The sequence below is a fragment of the Arminella tubonensis genome, from assembly GCF_003240585.1.
Classification (GTDB): domain Bacteria; phylum Pseudomonadota; class Alphaproteobacteria; order Rhizobiales; family Rhizobiaceae; genus Rhizobium; species Rhizobium tubonense.
In genome coordinates, this window is record NZ_PCDP01000001.1 from 332,980 (window position 1) to 347,065 (window position 14,086).

Sequence of the window (14,086 nt, forward strand, 5' to 3'; positions counted from 1 at the left end):
CCAGTGAGAGCAAAGGCCTGCCGCCATGAACCAGACCCAGTCTTTTTCCACCGAGGATGATAGCGACGGCGATACGCTGCATGAGGAATGCGGCGTCTTCGGCATCCTGGGCCATTCGGATGCCGCCACGCTGACGGCGCTCGGGCTACACGCCCTGCAGCATCGAGGACAGGAGGCGGCAGGCATCGTCTCCTTCGACGGCCAGCGCTTCCATTCTGAGCGGCGCATGGGCCTCGTCGGCGATCACTACACCGACCCTGCGACGCTTGCCCGCCTTCCCGGCGACCGTTCCATCGGCCATGTCCGGTATTCGACGACGGGCGAGACCATTCTGCGCAACGTGCAGCCATTGTTTGCCGAGCTCGAGGTCGGCGGTATCGCCATCGCCCACAACGGCAATTTCACCAACGGCCTGACAATGCGCCGCATGCTGATCGCCGATGGTGCGATCTGTCAGTCGACGTCCGATACCGAAGTCGTCCTCCATCTCATTGCCCGCTCCAAGCACCCCTCCTCCTCCGACCGCTTCATCGACGCTATCCGCCAGATGGAAGGCGGCTATTCCATGCTAGCCATGACCCGCACGAAGCTGATCGCAGCGCGCGATCCGATCGGCATCCGACCGCTGGTCATGGGCGAGCTCGATGGCAAGCCGATCTTCTGCTCGGAGACCTGCGCGCTCGACATCATCGGCGCGAAATTCGTGCGCGACGTCGAGAACGGCGAAGTCATCATCTGCGAAATCCAGCAGGACGGTTCGATCACCATCGACAGCCGCAAGGCTGATGCGCCGAAGCCGGAACGGCTCTGCCTGTTCGAATATGTCTATTTTGCCCGCCCCGATTCGGTCGTTGGCGGCCGCAACGTCTATGTCGCCCGCCGGAACATGGGCATCAATCTTGCCAAGGAAGCGCCTGTCGAGGCCGACCTGGTTGTGCCGGTTCCCGATGGCGGTACACCGGCGGCGATCGGCTATGCTCAGGCAAGCGGCATTCCCTTCGAACTCGGCATCATTCGCAACCATTATGTCGGGCGCACGTTTATCGAGCCGACGCAGTCCATCCGCGCCTTCGGTGTCAAGCTCAAGCACTCGGCCAACCGCGCCATCCTCGAGGGCAAGCGCGTGGTGTTGGTCGACGATTCGATCGTGCGCGGCACGACTTCGGTGAAGATCGTCCAGATGATCCGCGAGGCCGGCGCCAGCGAAGTTCATATCCGCGTTGCCAGCCCGATGATCTACCATCCGGACTTCTACGGCATCGACACGCCGGATGCCGACAAGCTGCTGGCGAACCAGTATGAGAGCCTGCAGGCGATGTGCGACTTCATCGGCGCCGATTCGCTGGAGTTCCTGTCGATCGACGGGCTCTATCGCGCTGTCGGCGGAAGTCCTCGCAACAATGCCAATCCGCAGTTCACGGACCATTACTTCACCGGAGACTACCCGACCCGGCTGCTCGACCGCGAAAGCACGAACAATGTGCGCAAGCTGTCGGTGCTGGCCAGCAACGGCTGATCGAAGCTGGTGAGGGTCGGTTGACGCCTAGACCCTTTCCCTGATGTGGGGGCGCTGATATGAGGGCGTTTCCTCGCCCCTCATTTTCTCCGAGACCTAGGGAATACGGCATCATGAGCGTCAATTTGAAAGACAGGATCGCGCTGGTCACCGGCGCATCGCGCGGGATCGGCTATTTCACCGCGCTGGAACTGGCCAAAGCGGGCGCCCATGTCATTGCCTGCGCCCGCACGGTCGGCGGCCTCGAGGAGCTCGATGATGCCATCAAGGCTGCCGGTGGCACGGCGACGCTCGTTCCCTTCGACCTTGCCGACATGGATGCGATCGATCGGCTGGGCGGCTCGATCTTCGAGCGCTGGGGAAAGCTGGATATCCTTGTCGCCAATGCCGGTGTGCTCGGCACGATCTCGCCGATCGGCCATGTCGAGGCCAAGGTGTTCGAGAAGGTGATGGCCATCAACGTCACTGCAACGTGGCGGCTCATTCGCTCGGTCGAACCGCTGCTGATGCGCTCCGATGCCGGTCGCGCCGTGATCCTGTCTTCCGCCGCCGCGCACAAGTGTCGGCCGTTCTGGGGCCCCTACTCCGCGTCGAAGGCAGCTGTCGAAGCGCTCGCCCGCACGTGGGCCGGCGAGACCCAGCGGACGTCTTTGCGGATCACCAGTGTCGACCCAGGCGCTACACGTACGGCCATGCGGGCGCTTGCGATGCCTGGCGAGGATCCGGAGACGGTGCAGCATCCACGCGATGTGGCACAGGCGATCCTGCCGCTGGTGGGGGATGACGTTACAGAGACCGGCAGGCTGTTTATTGTTCGCGAGAACAAGCTGGTGGATTACCGGCTGCCGGAATAGACGACTGTACCTGCGGCGCACCCCCCTCTGTCACTTCGTGACATCTCCCCCACAAGGGGGGAGATTGGGGGATGCCGCGCTCTCTCGGCATATTAATCTCCCCACCTGTGGGGGAGATGTCGGCCCGGCCGACAGAGGGGGGCGACTTGGCGAGAGCTTCATTGATGTCCCTACCCACCTCTTGACCAATTCCCCCATCCGCGCGATAAAGCGCGCCATGAAAACGGTTACCTGCATTATCTGCCGGAAGATTATTCGCTAGCATCCCGCTGGCCTGGCCGTTTTCGTCTCCTTGCAAAACCTAGCGCAGACAAACGTCCGGACCCGGGTGTCGTCATTTATGGGTTTTGGGAGACTGGGAATGGGCACTAAGCTCAAGCTTTACAACACGCTGACACGCGAGAAGACCGGGTTCGAGCCGATCGATGCGAATAATGTTCGCATGTATGTCTGCGGCCCGACGGTCTATGATTTCGCCCATATCGGCAATGCCCGCCCGGTCATCGTATTCGACGTGCTGTTCCGACTGCTGCGTCACGTCTATGGCGACAGCCACGTCACCTATGTCAGGAATATCACCGACGTCGACGATAAGATCAATGCGCGCGCCTTGCGCGACTTTCCGGGTCTGCCGTTGAACGAAGCGATCCGCGCAGTCACCGAGAAGACCGAGACGCAATATCTCGACGATGTGAAGGCGCTCGGATGCCTGGAGCCGAGCGAGCAGCCGCGCGCGACCGACAATATTGCCCAGATGATCGAGATCATCGAAAAGCTCATTGCCAAGGGTCACGCCTATCGGGCGAGTGGCGAAGTGCTGTTCGACACCAAATCCATGGCGGACTACGGCCAGCTGTCCAAGCGCAATCTCGATGAACAGCAGGCCGGCGCCCGCGTTGCCGTCGACGTTCACAAGAGGAGCCCCGGCGACTTCGTGCTCTGGAAGCTCTCCGACGAGAACGAACCCGGCTGGGAAAGCCCCTGGGGTCGCGGCCGTCCGGGGTGGCATATCGAATGCTCTGCAATGAGCGGGCGTTATCTCGGCGATGTCTTCGACATCCATGGCGGCGGGCTGGACCTGATCTTCCCGCACCACGAAAACGAGATCGCCCAGTCGCGCTGCGCCCACGGCACCGAGGTCATGGCCAATGTCTGGATGCACAACGGCTTCCTGCAGGTCGAAGGCCGCAAGATGTCGAAATCCGAAGGCAATTTCGTCACGATTTACGACCTGCTGCATACGGAGGTATTCGGCGGCCGGAAATGGCCGGGCGAAGTGCTGCGGCTGGCGATGCTGATGACGCACTACCGCGAGCCGATCGATTTCTCGATCAAGCGGCTGGAGGAAGCCGAGCGGTTGCTTGCGAAATGGCCGGCTGCGGATGCGGGTGACGGGACTGTCGACGAAACCGTGCTTGCAGCACTTGCCGACGATCTCAACACCGTTGGGGCCGTGCAGGCGCTGCATGCACTGGCCCAAGCCGCCAATGCGGACCCTTCAGTATTGAGCCGGTTTGCTGCCAGCGCGGAACTTCTCGGTGTGTTGCCCAAGAAGGCCCAAATCGACGATGCCGTCGTCCTGGCAGTCGACGCGCTGGTGGCGATGCGGCTAGAGATGCTGAAAGCCAGGAATTTCGCTGAAGCCGACAAGATCAGGGATGATCTTTCGGCCAAGGGCGTTCAGTTGAAGGACGGAAAGGACGCGGCGACGGGCGAGCGGGTGACGACTTGGGAGGTTAAGCGGTGAGTGCGGATACCCCCCTCTGTCACTTCGTGACATCTCCCCCACAAGGGGGGAGATTGGGAATTCGTGGGGGCTACGGCATTCCGGCAAATCTTGTTCGATTCGACCCTCGATTGCTAAGGATTGCGTGCACCAACGGCATACTCCAATCTCCCCCCTTGTGGGGGAGATGTCACGCAGTGACAGAGGGGGGTCGCGTGCCGCATACACCGATCCCTCCAAAGAACCGCGCCAACGCCCGCAAGATGCGAAGCACACTAACCGACGCGGAACTAAAACTATGGAACGAACTCCGAGCCCATCGCCTGATGGGTCTTGGCTTTCGACGCCAGATGCCGATCGCCGGATACATCGTTGATTTTGCGTGCCCATCCCATCGTCTGATTGTCGAACTTGACGGATCGCAACATGGCGAAGATGAGGAAATCCGGTACGACAGCGAACGCACGGGCCGTCTTCGGCAGGACGGCTGGACCGTGCTGCGCTTCTGGAACGACGATGTCCTGCAGGACATCACAAATGTCTGCGGCCACATCGTTAGCACTATAGGAACCATCCCATGACCATCCTCACCCACACAGGCGGCTGTCAGTGCGGCGCGGTGCGTTTCCGCGTTACAGGCGAGCTCAAGGATTCATCGATCTGTCACTGTCGGATGTGCCAGAAGGCTTTCGGGGCCTATTATGCGCCGCTGGTCTCCGTCCGCGGCGCGGCGTTCGAGTGGACGCGCGGGGAGCGGAAGCGGTTCCGGTCTTCTAATCTCGTCGAGCGCGGCTTCTGCGGCGATTGCGGGACGCCGCTGACGTTTGAAGCGCCGGATGGGCTGGCGATCGCAGCAGGCGCCTTCGACGATCCATCGCTGTTGCCGCCGGTCGTGCAGTTCGGCATCGAGGCGAAGCTACCGTTTGTCGATACACTGCACACCCTACCCGGCGAGAGAACCGAGGACGATGTCGCGGCGGCGCCATATCTGCTTGAAGTCGTTTCCTACCAGCATCCCGACCACGATACCCAGCATTGGCCACCACAGGAATCTCCCCAATGACCGAAGTTTTTCGCACGCTCTATCCTGAAATCGAGGCCTACGCTTCCGGCCATCTCGATGTCGGTGACGGCCACGTCATCTATTGGGAGCGCGCGGGCACGCCGGGTGCCAAGCCCGCCGTCTTCCTGCATGGCGGACCTGGCGGGACGATCTCGCCAAGCCATCGGCGGCTGTTCGATCCGTCGCTTTATGATGTCATCCTGTTCGACCAGCGCGGCTGTGGAAAATCGACGCCGAATGCCGAGCTCGAGGCGAACACGACCTGGCATCTGGTCGCCGATATCGAGCGGCTCCGCGAGATGACCGGTGCTGATAAATGGCTGGTCTTCGGCGGCTCCTGGGGTTCTACGCTGGCGCTTGCCTATGCCGAAAAGCATGCGGAGCGGGTTTCCGAGCTGATCGTGCGCGGCATCTACACGCTGACCAAGGCAGAGCTCGACTGGTATTATCAGTTCGGCGTCTCCGAGATGTTTCCGGACAAGTGGGAGCGCTTCATCGCGCCAATCCCTGCCGAGGAGCGCCACGAAATGATGCTCGCCTATCACAGGCGGTTGACGCATACGGACAAGGCCGTTCGCGTCGCAGCCGCCAAGAGCTGGGCAATCTGGGAGGGCGAGACGATCACGCTTTTGCCGGAGCCTTCCACCAGCGATCATTTCGAGGAAGCGGAATTCGCATATGCCTTTGCGCGCATCGAGAACCATTTCTTCGTCAATGCCGGCTGGCTCGACGAAGGCCAGCTGATCCGCGACGCGGTCAAGCTCAAGGATATTCCCGGCGCGATCGTCCAGGGGCGCTACGACATGCCCTGCCCGGCGAAATATGCCTGGGCACTGCATAAGGCCTGGCCGAAAGCGGATTTCCATCTCGTCGAGGGCGCGGGACATGCCTATTCAGAGCCGGGCATTCTGGATCAGTTGATACGGGCGACGGACAAGTTTGCCGGGAAGGCAGTTTAGGGACGAAGAAGAAATGCCGATGCCGCTCACCCCCCTCTGTCACTTCGTGACATCTCCCCCACAAGGGGGGAGATCGGCGAGCGGCGGCCTCATGTGCCAAATCTCCCCCCTTGTGGGGGAGATGTCGACATCGTCGACAGAGGGGGGTGAGCGCGGCATAGAAAAATCCACCGGATGGAAAACCCAATGACACGCGAAAAAATCTACCTCTTCGATACGACCTTGCGTGACGGGCAGCAGACGCCCGGCATCGATTTTTCGGTCGAGGACAAGATTGCGATTGCCTCCATGCTGGATGAATTCGGCCTCGACTATATCGAGGGCGGATATCCCGGGGCCAATCCGACGGATACGGCCTTCTTCAGCGAGAAGCGGACACAGTCGGCATCTTTTGTCGCATTCGGCATGACCAAGCGCGCTGGGGTTTCCGCTTCGAATGATCCGGGGCTCGCCACGCTCCTGCAGGCCAAAAGCGACGCGATCTGTTTCGTCGCAAAGGCCTGGGACTATCACGTGCGAGTGGCGCTCGGCTGTTCGAACGAGGAAAACCTCGAATGCATCGCCGAGAGCGTCAAGGCAGCGGTCGCGGCCGGCAAGGAGGCGATGGTCGATTGCGAGCATTTCTTCGACGGCTACAAGGCCAACCCCGCCTATGCGGTTGCCTGCGCGAGGACTGCCTATGAAGCCGGCGCCCGTTGGGTCGTGCTCTGTGACACCAACGGCGGAACGCAGCCGTCCGAAATCCGCGCCATCGTCGAGGCTGTAATCGCCGACGGCGTTCCAGGCACGGCACTTGGTATCCACGCCCACAATGACACCGGCCAGGCGGTTGCCAATTCGCTGGCCGCGGTCGATGCCGGCGTCCGGCAGATCCAGGGCACGCTCAACGGCATCGGCGAGCGCTGCGGCAATGCCAACCTCGTAACGCTGATCCCGACGCTGGCCCTGAAGGACAGCTATAACGTCCGTTTCGAAACGGCGATCGATGCGGCGCGACTGGAAGGGCTCACCGGGCTTGCGCATGCTTTCGACGAGCTTTTGAACCGCTCGCCGGACCATCAGGCGCCTTATGTCGGTGCTTCCGCCTTCGCCACCAAGGCCGGTATCCATGCCTCGGCCCTGCTGAAGGACCCCCGGACCTATGAACACGTGCCGCCCGAGACCGTCGGCAATTTTCGCAAGGTCATGGTGTCGGATCAGGGTGGGAAGGCAAACTTCATCAATGCCTTGAAGCGGCGCGGCATCGAGGTCGCCAAGGACGACCCCAAGCTCGACATGCTGATCTCGATCGTCAAGGAACGGGAATCCTCCGGCTATGCCTATGAAGGCGCGGATGCGAGTTTCGAGCTGCTAGCGCGACGGACGCTGGGTACCATCCCGGAGTTCTTTTCCATCGACGGCTTTCGCGTCATGGTCGAGCGCCGGTTCGATTCCCATGGTCGGGTGAAGATCGTGTCCGAAGCCGTCGTGAAGATGATCATAGACGGACATACCATCATGTCCGTGGCGGAAGGCGACGGGCCCGTCAACGCGCTCGATCTGGCGCTGCGCAAGGATTTCGGCAAATACCAGGAGGAAATCGCCGATCTCGTGCTGGCGGATTTCAAGGTGCGTATCCTCAATGGCGGCACCGAGGCGATCACGCGCGTGCTGGTCGAATCCAACGACAGCCACGGCGTGCGCTGGTGGACGGTTGGAGTCTCGGAAAACATCATCGACGCCTCATTTCAGGCTCTGATGGACTCGGTCGTCTACAAGCTGATGAAGAACCGGCAGATGGCCGGAAAGATCGCGGCGGAGTAATGCCAGTGACGAAAGTGACGAACCAGTCTTCAACGAAATGAATTGGCCCATCAGAGGCCGGTAATGTAAGCCCGTCCCAACAAACAACAGGACGGGATATTCAAATGGCGGTCGACGCATCTGCTCCGGTGACGCCAAACAACGACGGGGCGCGTGGCTTCGCCTTTGCGCTTTCGGCCTATCTGATGTGGGGCGTGCTGCCGTTCTACATGAAGGCGGTTGGTCATATCCCGTCGCTGGAGGTGATCGCCCATCGCATCGTCTGGTCGGTCCCGGTCGCGGGCATCGTCCTGTTGATGCTCGGCCGGATGGGGGACGTGATGGCCGCGCTGCGGACACCGAGAATCGTCGCCATGGCCTCGGTGACTGCGATATTGATCACCATCAACTGGGGCACCTATGTCTGGGCGATCGGCAACGGACATTCGCTCGACGCAGCGCTTGGATATTTCATCAATCCGCTTTTCAGCATCGCGCTCGGCTCGCTGCTGCTGAAAGAGAAGCTAATGCCGACGCAGATCGTCGCCATCGCGCTCGCGGCCATCGCCGTTGCCGTCCTTGCCTTCGATGCCGGTGGCCTCCCTTGGGTCGCGCTGGCGCTGACGCTTTCCTGGGGGTTCTACGGATTCCTTCGCAAGACGCTGCCCGTCGGTCCCAACCAGGGCTTTTTCATCGAGGTACTGCTGCTCTGCGTGCCGGCCTTCTTCTACATCGTCTATCTGGAAGCGCAGGGCGAAGGGCATCTTTATCGCACCGGCATCTACGATACGTCGCTGCTGATCGGCTGCGGGCTGGTAACCGCACTGCCGCTGATGATCTTCGCAAACGGCGTCAAGCTGCTCAGCCTCTCCACCATCGGCATCATGCAATACATCGTGCCGACGATGATATTCATCATCGCGGTGTTCATCTTCAAGGAACCGCTGGGGACAGCGCGGATGATTGCCTTCCCGCTGATCTGGGCAGGTCTTGTTCTCTACAGCTGGTCGATGCTGCGGCAGGCCAGGGGCCGGCAAGCCGCCGGAGACACGGTTAACGATACCTTGTCCTAGCTTGCGTCAGAGCTTGGCGATGACGGCGTCTTCTCCGGCGCGGTTTCCGTGGATCTCGGCGGCCTCTTTCAGGATGGCCGGGACAATGTCGGCAACCTTATCGATGACCTTTGGCTGCACGCGATGGGCGGTGTGGACGAATCCCTCCTCCGTCATATGACGGATCAGCTGCATCATCGGATCCCAGAAGCCGTTGATGTTGGCGAAGATCATCGGTTTCTCATGCTGCCCGAGCTGCGCCCAGGTCATGATCTCGACAATCTCCTCGAGAGTGCCGATGCCGCCCGGCAGCGCTACGAATGCGTCGGCGCGCTCGTACATCAGATGTTTGCGCCTGTGCATGTCAGGGGTTATGATCAACTCGTCCAACTGGGCGAGCGAATGACGGGTTGCCTCCATGTCGACCAGGAATTCCGGGATGATGCCGGTCACTTGACCGCCATTCGACAGCACGCCGCTCGCTACAGCGCCCATGATGCCCTTCGTGCCGCCGCCGTAGACCAGGCGCAATCCGCTATCGGCGATAGCCTTGCCGAGTTCTCGGCCTGCAGCAATGTAGGACGGGTCACGTCCAGGGCGGGAACCGCAATAGACGCAGATGGATCGTATTGGCACAGAATCGTCAGTCATGAATGCAAACAACTATGCTGCAGATGCTCCGTCAAGAATTTTAAAGGAAAAATTGTGTTGGAATGGCCGGAAATAGCTGAGGATGCTTGTAAAAGCAGCGGAAATCGTTAGCAATTTCAAGAGCGGCGACGACTACGCCGCCTGGAGACGAATGATGATGAAAAACCGCGCCGGCTTGCTGGCACTGTTGGTGCTTGTAGCTGCGACCCTGCTGATGGTCTTCTTTGTACTGCCGCGCATAGGCAACGACAAGAAGCCGATCGGCGACGCCGTCAATCAAGCCAGCTCCGCGGTCAAAAACACACTTGCCGACAGCACCCAGAAGGCACCCGACGTCTTGCCGAAGACCGGCGAGGCAACGCAAAACAGTGCGGCTGCCAACACCGAGACGGCACAGAAGCTCGGAAGCCTGACAGGCGCGGCCACTGCATCGCTCACCGAACTTAAGGCGCTCTTTGCCGACGGCAAGGGGCCGACGGCAGATGTTTTCGGCTCAGCCAAGACAAAGGTGATCTCAGCACTCCAGGCGATTGTCGATTTTGCCCTGCCGCAGGGTGCCGATCCGGCTACCACTGCCATGGTCGACAGGGCGCATGACGGTGCCGGCAAGGCCCTCAGCATCATCCAGGCGCTGCCGGAAAACATCACCGATGGGTTGGGAGCAATCCAGAAGGCCGAGGCGGCGCTGATCGGACAGCCCGGTGCGGAAACCGTTGCTGGACCGGTGACACCTGCGTTCGATGTCTTGCGCGTCGAGCCCGACGGTTCGACCGTCATTGCCGGCTCCGCCCAGCCCGGCGCCAAACTGGAAATCCTCGACGGCGACAAGGTCGTCACCACGACCGAGGTCGGCCCGAGCGGCGATTTTGCCGCCGTGCTCGACAATCCGCTGCCGCCCGGCGACCATGAACTCGTCCTGAAGGCGACCGGCAAGGACGGTAAGTCTGTTGTGTCGGAGGAAGTCGCGACCGTCTCCGTGCCGAAGGACGATTCGACCCAGCTTCTGGCCATGGTCTCCAAGCCCGGCAAGGCAAGCCGCATCATCACTGCGCCGACCGCCAAGCAGCCACGCGTGGCCTCTGCCACGGGTGAAGCCGCCCCCGCTTCGACGGATGGCACTGCGGGCGCGCAGGACACGACGTTGGCGGTGGCCTCCCCGACGACCAACCCGGCGGCGGCTGTCGCGACTGACGATCACCCTGAAATCATGGTCAACGCCGTCGAAATCGAGAACGATCACATCTTCGTCGCCGGCACCACGCGGCCGAGAGCCAAGGTTCGTGCCTATGCCGACGATAAGCTGATCGGCGAGATCGTCGCTGCAGGTGACGGACATTTTGTCATTGACGGCACGATGCCGTTGTCGGTCGGCGATCACAATATCCGGGTCGACGTACTTGATGCTTCCGGCAAGGCCGTGCTGCGCACCGCCGTCAACTTCAACCGCCCGGCCGGCAACCAGGTGACGGTCGCGGCGCAGACGCAAGCAGCAGCCCCTGCCGCAAGCAGCGCTGCCGCGATGGTGCCGCTCGACGAGGGCCAGCTCGGCAAGCTTCGCGACGACATTGCCAAGGCGTTCAGCTTGCTGAAGGGCCTCTTTACGGGCGGCAAGGTTCCGGGCGACGAACAGCTCGCCGCCGCCCGCTCGGGCACCGAGATCGCGCTGAAGTCACTTTCCGAATTCCGCCCGGCAATCGACGCCAACGCGACATTGAAGCAATCGGCCACGACAGCGTCGGCGAGCGCTGCCAAGGCCCTTGCATTCCTGCAGGCGCTGCCGAAGGACGCTAAGTCGGTCGGGGATGCCATCGATCGCATCGAGCTGATGCTGGCTTCGATCATCAAGCCGGTCGCTGCCGTACCGGTCCAGGCGTCCGCCGATGCGACACCGAACAGCGGCGAGCCGAAGACCTTCCAGCAGGCGCCGCTCGCGGCCAATTCGAATGCAGTCATCATCCGTCACGGCGACACGCTCTGGCAGATCTCCCGCCGCACCTACGGCCTCGGCGTTCGCTACACGACGATCTACCTGGCCAACGAAGACAAGATCAACAACCCTGATCACATCCTGCCCGGCCAGGTCTTCGGCCTGCCTAAGGATGCGCTGCCGAACGCCGAAGAGCTGCATCGCAAGCGCCCTTGGCAGCAGCACACGCAGTAAGGCGATCGGAGTTGACGTCGGCATGACCTGCTGACCAGGCCTCACTTCAATTCTCCACATGGGGAAGCCGCTGCGTAGCTGCGGATAGCGCTGATCACTGGATGTCACGAGTGATCACCCTACCCCCACATCCTGAGCATGCCGACGGGCCTGCCCGCCCTCCTTCTCAAGGGGACGGCGTTCGGTGCCGTGCCGGTGGCCTTCCCATTTAATTTGTTTGACCATTAAACTTTTCCCGACACATAAAAATAGTATATGCGTGCCGCGTTATCGCGCGACAAGTGGGCCCATTCGGACCGGCTGACGGGTGTTCGACGAACGACCGTCGTTCAAGATTTTCTGCTGGAGAAGAGCATGGCAGACCGCAAGAAAACCATATCGGCGGACAGCAGCAACCCGTTGCAAACGATCATCAACCTCTGGCCCTACATGTGGCCAGCCGGGCGCTTCGATTTGAAGATGCGGGTGGTCTGGGCCTCGGTCTACCTGCTGATCTCGAAATTCGTCCTGCTCTTGGTTCCGTACTTCTTCAAATGGTCGATCGATGCCCTCAACGGCAAGGTGGACATGGCCGGCATCCTGCCGACATTCATGCTGGGCGCAATCGCGCTGGTCATCGCAACCAATATCACGCGCCTTATCCAGCTCGGCTTCAACCAGCTCCGCGACGCGCTGTTTGCGAGCGTCGGGCAGCATGCCGTGCGGCAGCTGGCTTTCCGTACCTTCGTCCACATGCATCAGCTGTCGCTTCGCTTTCATCTGGAGCGCAAGACCGGCGGGCTGTCGCGCATCATCGAGCGCGGCACGAAAGGTATCGAGACGATCGTCCGCTTCACGATCCTCAACACGATCCCGACCTTCGTCGAATTCCTGCTGACAGCGCTGATCTTCTGGCGTGGCTACGGCTTCTCCTATCTTGCGATCACCGCGGTCACCGTCTGGCTCTATATCTGGTTCACCGTCCGGGCCAGCGACTGGCGCATCTCGATCCGCAGGTCGATGAACGAGAGCGACACCGACGCCAATACCAAGGCGATCGATTCGCTGTTGAATTTCGAGACGGTCAAATATTTCGGCAACGAGGAAATGGAGGCCAAGCGCTTCGACAGTTCGATGGCCCGATACGAAAAGGCCGCCACCGACGTCTGGACGTCGCTCGGCTGGCTGAACTTCGGCCAGGGCGTCATCTTCGGTCTCGGCACGACTGTCATGCTGGTGTTCTCGGCCTACGCGGTGCTTGCGGGCAAGCAGACAGTCGGCGACTTCGTCTTCATCAATTCGATGCTGCTGCAGCTCTCCGTGCCGCTCAATTTCATCGGCTTCGTCTACCGCGAAATCCGCCAAGGACTGACTGACATCGAGGAAATGTTCGGGCTTCTCGAAGTGGAGCCCGAAGTGGTCGACGCGCCGGGGGCGCAGGCGCTGGCTATCAGCCAAGGGGCGATCGCCTTCAAGGATGTGCATTTCGCCTATGATCCCGCCCGTCCGATCCTGAAGGGCATTTCCTTCGAGGTGCCCGCCGGAAAAACCGTTGCGGTCGTCGGGCCGTCCGGCGCCGGCAAGTCGACGATGTCCAGACTGCTCTACCGGTTTTACGACGTGCAGAGCGGATCGATCACCATCGACGGCCAGGATGTGCGCTCCGTCACGCAGAAGAGCCTGCGCTCGGCGATTGGCATGGTGCCGCAGGACACCGTGCTCTTCAATGACACCATCGCCTACAACATCCGCTACGGCAGGCCGGGTGCGGACGATGCCGCCGTCATGGCTGCCGCCGAGATCGCCCAGATCGGGCATTTCATCGAAATGCTGCCCGAAGGTTTCGACACCAAGGTCGGCGAGCGCGGGCTCAAGCTTTCCGGCGGCGAGAAACAACGCGTCGCCATCGCCCGGACGGTCCTCAAGTCTCCCCCGGTTCTCATACTCGACGAAGCAACGTCGGCGCTCGACACGACGACAGAGCGCGATATCCAGGCCGCCCTCGACGTCGTCTCGAAAAACCGCACGACGCTGGTCATCGCCCACCGGCTATCGACGGTCATCGGCGCCGACGAAATCATCGTGCTGAAGAGCGGCGAAATCGCCGAGCGTGGCACCCATGCAGCACTCCTCGAGCGCAACGGCCTCTACGCATCGATGTGGAATCGCCAGCGCGAGGCAACGCAGGCCGAGGAGCATCTGAAGCAGGTCCGCGAGAGCGACGACCTCGGGGTGGTGACGCGGCTTGCTCCAGCAACCTGACCTTACGGCCTGCGGCCGGCTTCCCACTCGCGATCGGTTGGGGGCAGAGTGGGTCGCGGCATTGCTCCCCGCGACATTTGC

Annotated in this window: 11 protein-coding genes; 10 read left to right on the forward strand and 1 reads right to left on the reverse strand. The window is 61.3% G+C overall.

What is annotated here, in order from left to right; translation table 11 throughout:
- Window positions 1-25: 25 nt before the first annotated feature.
- From purF to rarD, 8 genes are all read left to right on the forward strand, one after another.
- Window positions 26-1,516 carry an amidophosphoribosyltransferase gene (gene purF / locus CPY51_RS01730; RefSeq protein WP_111158315.1) on the forward strand — a complete coding sequence of 497 codons (1,491 nt, stop codon included), beginning with the start codon at window positions 26-28 and terminating at the stop codon, window positions 1,514-1,516.
- A 113-nt stretch (window positions 1,517-1,629) separates the two neighbouring features.
- On the forward strand, window positions 1,630-2,370 hold the full coding sequence (locus CPY51_RS01735) for an SDR family NAD(P)-dependent oxidoreductase (protein WP_111158316.1): 741 nt from the start codon (window positions 1,630-1,632) through the stop codon (window positions 2,368-2,370).
- 361 nt (window positions 2,371-2,731) lie between these two features.
- Window positions 2,732-4,117 carry a cysteine--tRNA ligase gene (gene cysS / locus CPY51_RS01740; RefSeq protein ID WP_420820654.1) on the forward strand — a complete coding sequence of 462 codons (1,386 nt, stop codon included), beginning with the start codon at window positions 2,732-2,734 and terminating at the stop codon, window positions 4,115-4,117.
- Between the two features lie 194 nt (window positions 4,118-4,311).
- A complete protein-coding gene (locus CPY51_RS01745) occupies window positions 4,312-4,677 on the forward strand; it encodes an endonuclease domain-containing protein (protein WP_111158317.1) in 366 nt (121 codons plus the stop codon).
- A complete protein-coding gene (locus CPY51_RS01750) occupies window positions 4,674-5,159 on the forward strand; it encodes a GFA family protein (protein WP_420820655.1) in 486 nt (161 codons plus the stop codon). The genes CPY51_RS01745 and CPY51_RS01750 overlap by 4 nt, the downstream gene beginning before the upstream one ends.
- Window positions 5,156-6,118, forward strand: a complete 963-nt coding sequence (gene pip, locus CPY51_RS01755) for a prolyl aminopeptidase (RefSeq protein WP_111158318.1) — start codon at window positions 5,156-5,158, stop codon at window positions 6,116-6,118. The genes CPY51_RS01750 and pip overlap by 4 nt, the downstream gene beginning before the upstream one ends.
- Window positions 6,119-6,304: 186 nt before the next feature.
- Window positions 6,305-7,921, forward strand: a complete 1,617-nt coding sequence (gene cimA, locus CPY51_RS01760; protein ID WP_111158319.1) for a citramalate synthase — start codon at window positions 6,305-6,307, stop codon at window positions 7,919-7,921.
- A gap of 104 nt (window positions 7,922-8,025) precedes the next feature.
- Window positions 8,026-8,973, forward strand: coding sequence for an EamA family transporter RarD (gene rarD, locus CPY51_RS01765; RefSeq protein WP_111158320.1), 948 nt, complete (start codon window positions 8,026-8,028; stop codon window positions 8,971-8,973).
- 6 nt (window positions 8,974-8,979) lie between these two features.
- Here rarD and CPY51_RS01770 read toward each other — a convergent pair whose 3' ends face one another.
- The gene (locus CPY51_RS01770; RefSeq protein ID WP_111158321.1) at window positions 8,980-9,603 is read right to left on the reverse strand and encodes an LOG family protein; all 624 of its coding nucleotides are present in this window, start codon (window positions 9,601-9,603) and stop codon (window positions 8,980-8,982) included.
- Between the two features lie 154 nt (window positions 9,604-9,757).
- Between CPY51_RS01770 and CPY51_RS01775 the strand changes: the two genes are divergently transcribed.
- Together CPY51_RS01775 and CPY51_RS01780 are read left to right on the forward strand one after the other, a co-directional pair.
- Window positions 9,758-11,764 carry a LysM peptidoglycan-binding domain-containing protein gene (locus tag CPY51_RS01775; RefSeq protein ID WP_111158627.1) on the forward strand — a complete coding sequence of 669 codons (2,007 nt, stop codon included), beginning with the start codon at window positions 9,758-9,760 and terminating at the stop codon, window positions 11,762-11,764.
- Between the two features lie 354 nt (window positions 11,765-12,118).
- Window positions 12,119-14,005 carry an ABCB family ABC transporter ATP-binding protein/permease gene (locus tag CPY51_RS01780; protein WP_111158322.1) on the forward strand — a complete coding sequence of 629 codons (1,887 nt, stop codon included), beginning with the start codon at window positions 12,119-12,121 and terminating at the stop codon, window positions 14,003-14,005.
- Window positions 14,006-14,086 lie beyond the last annotated feature (81 nt).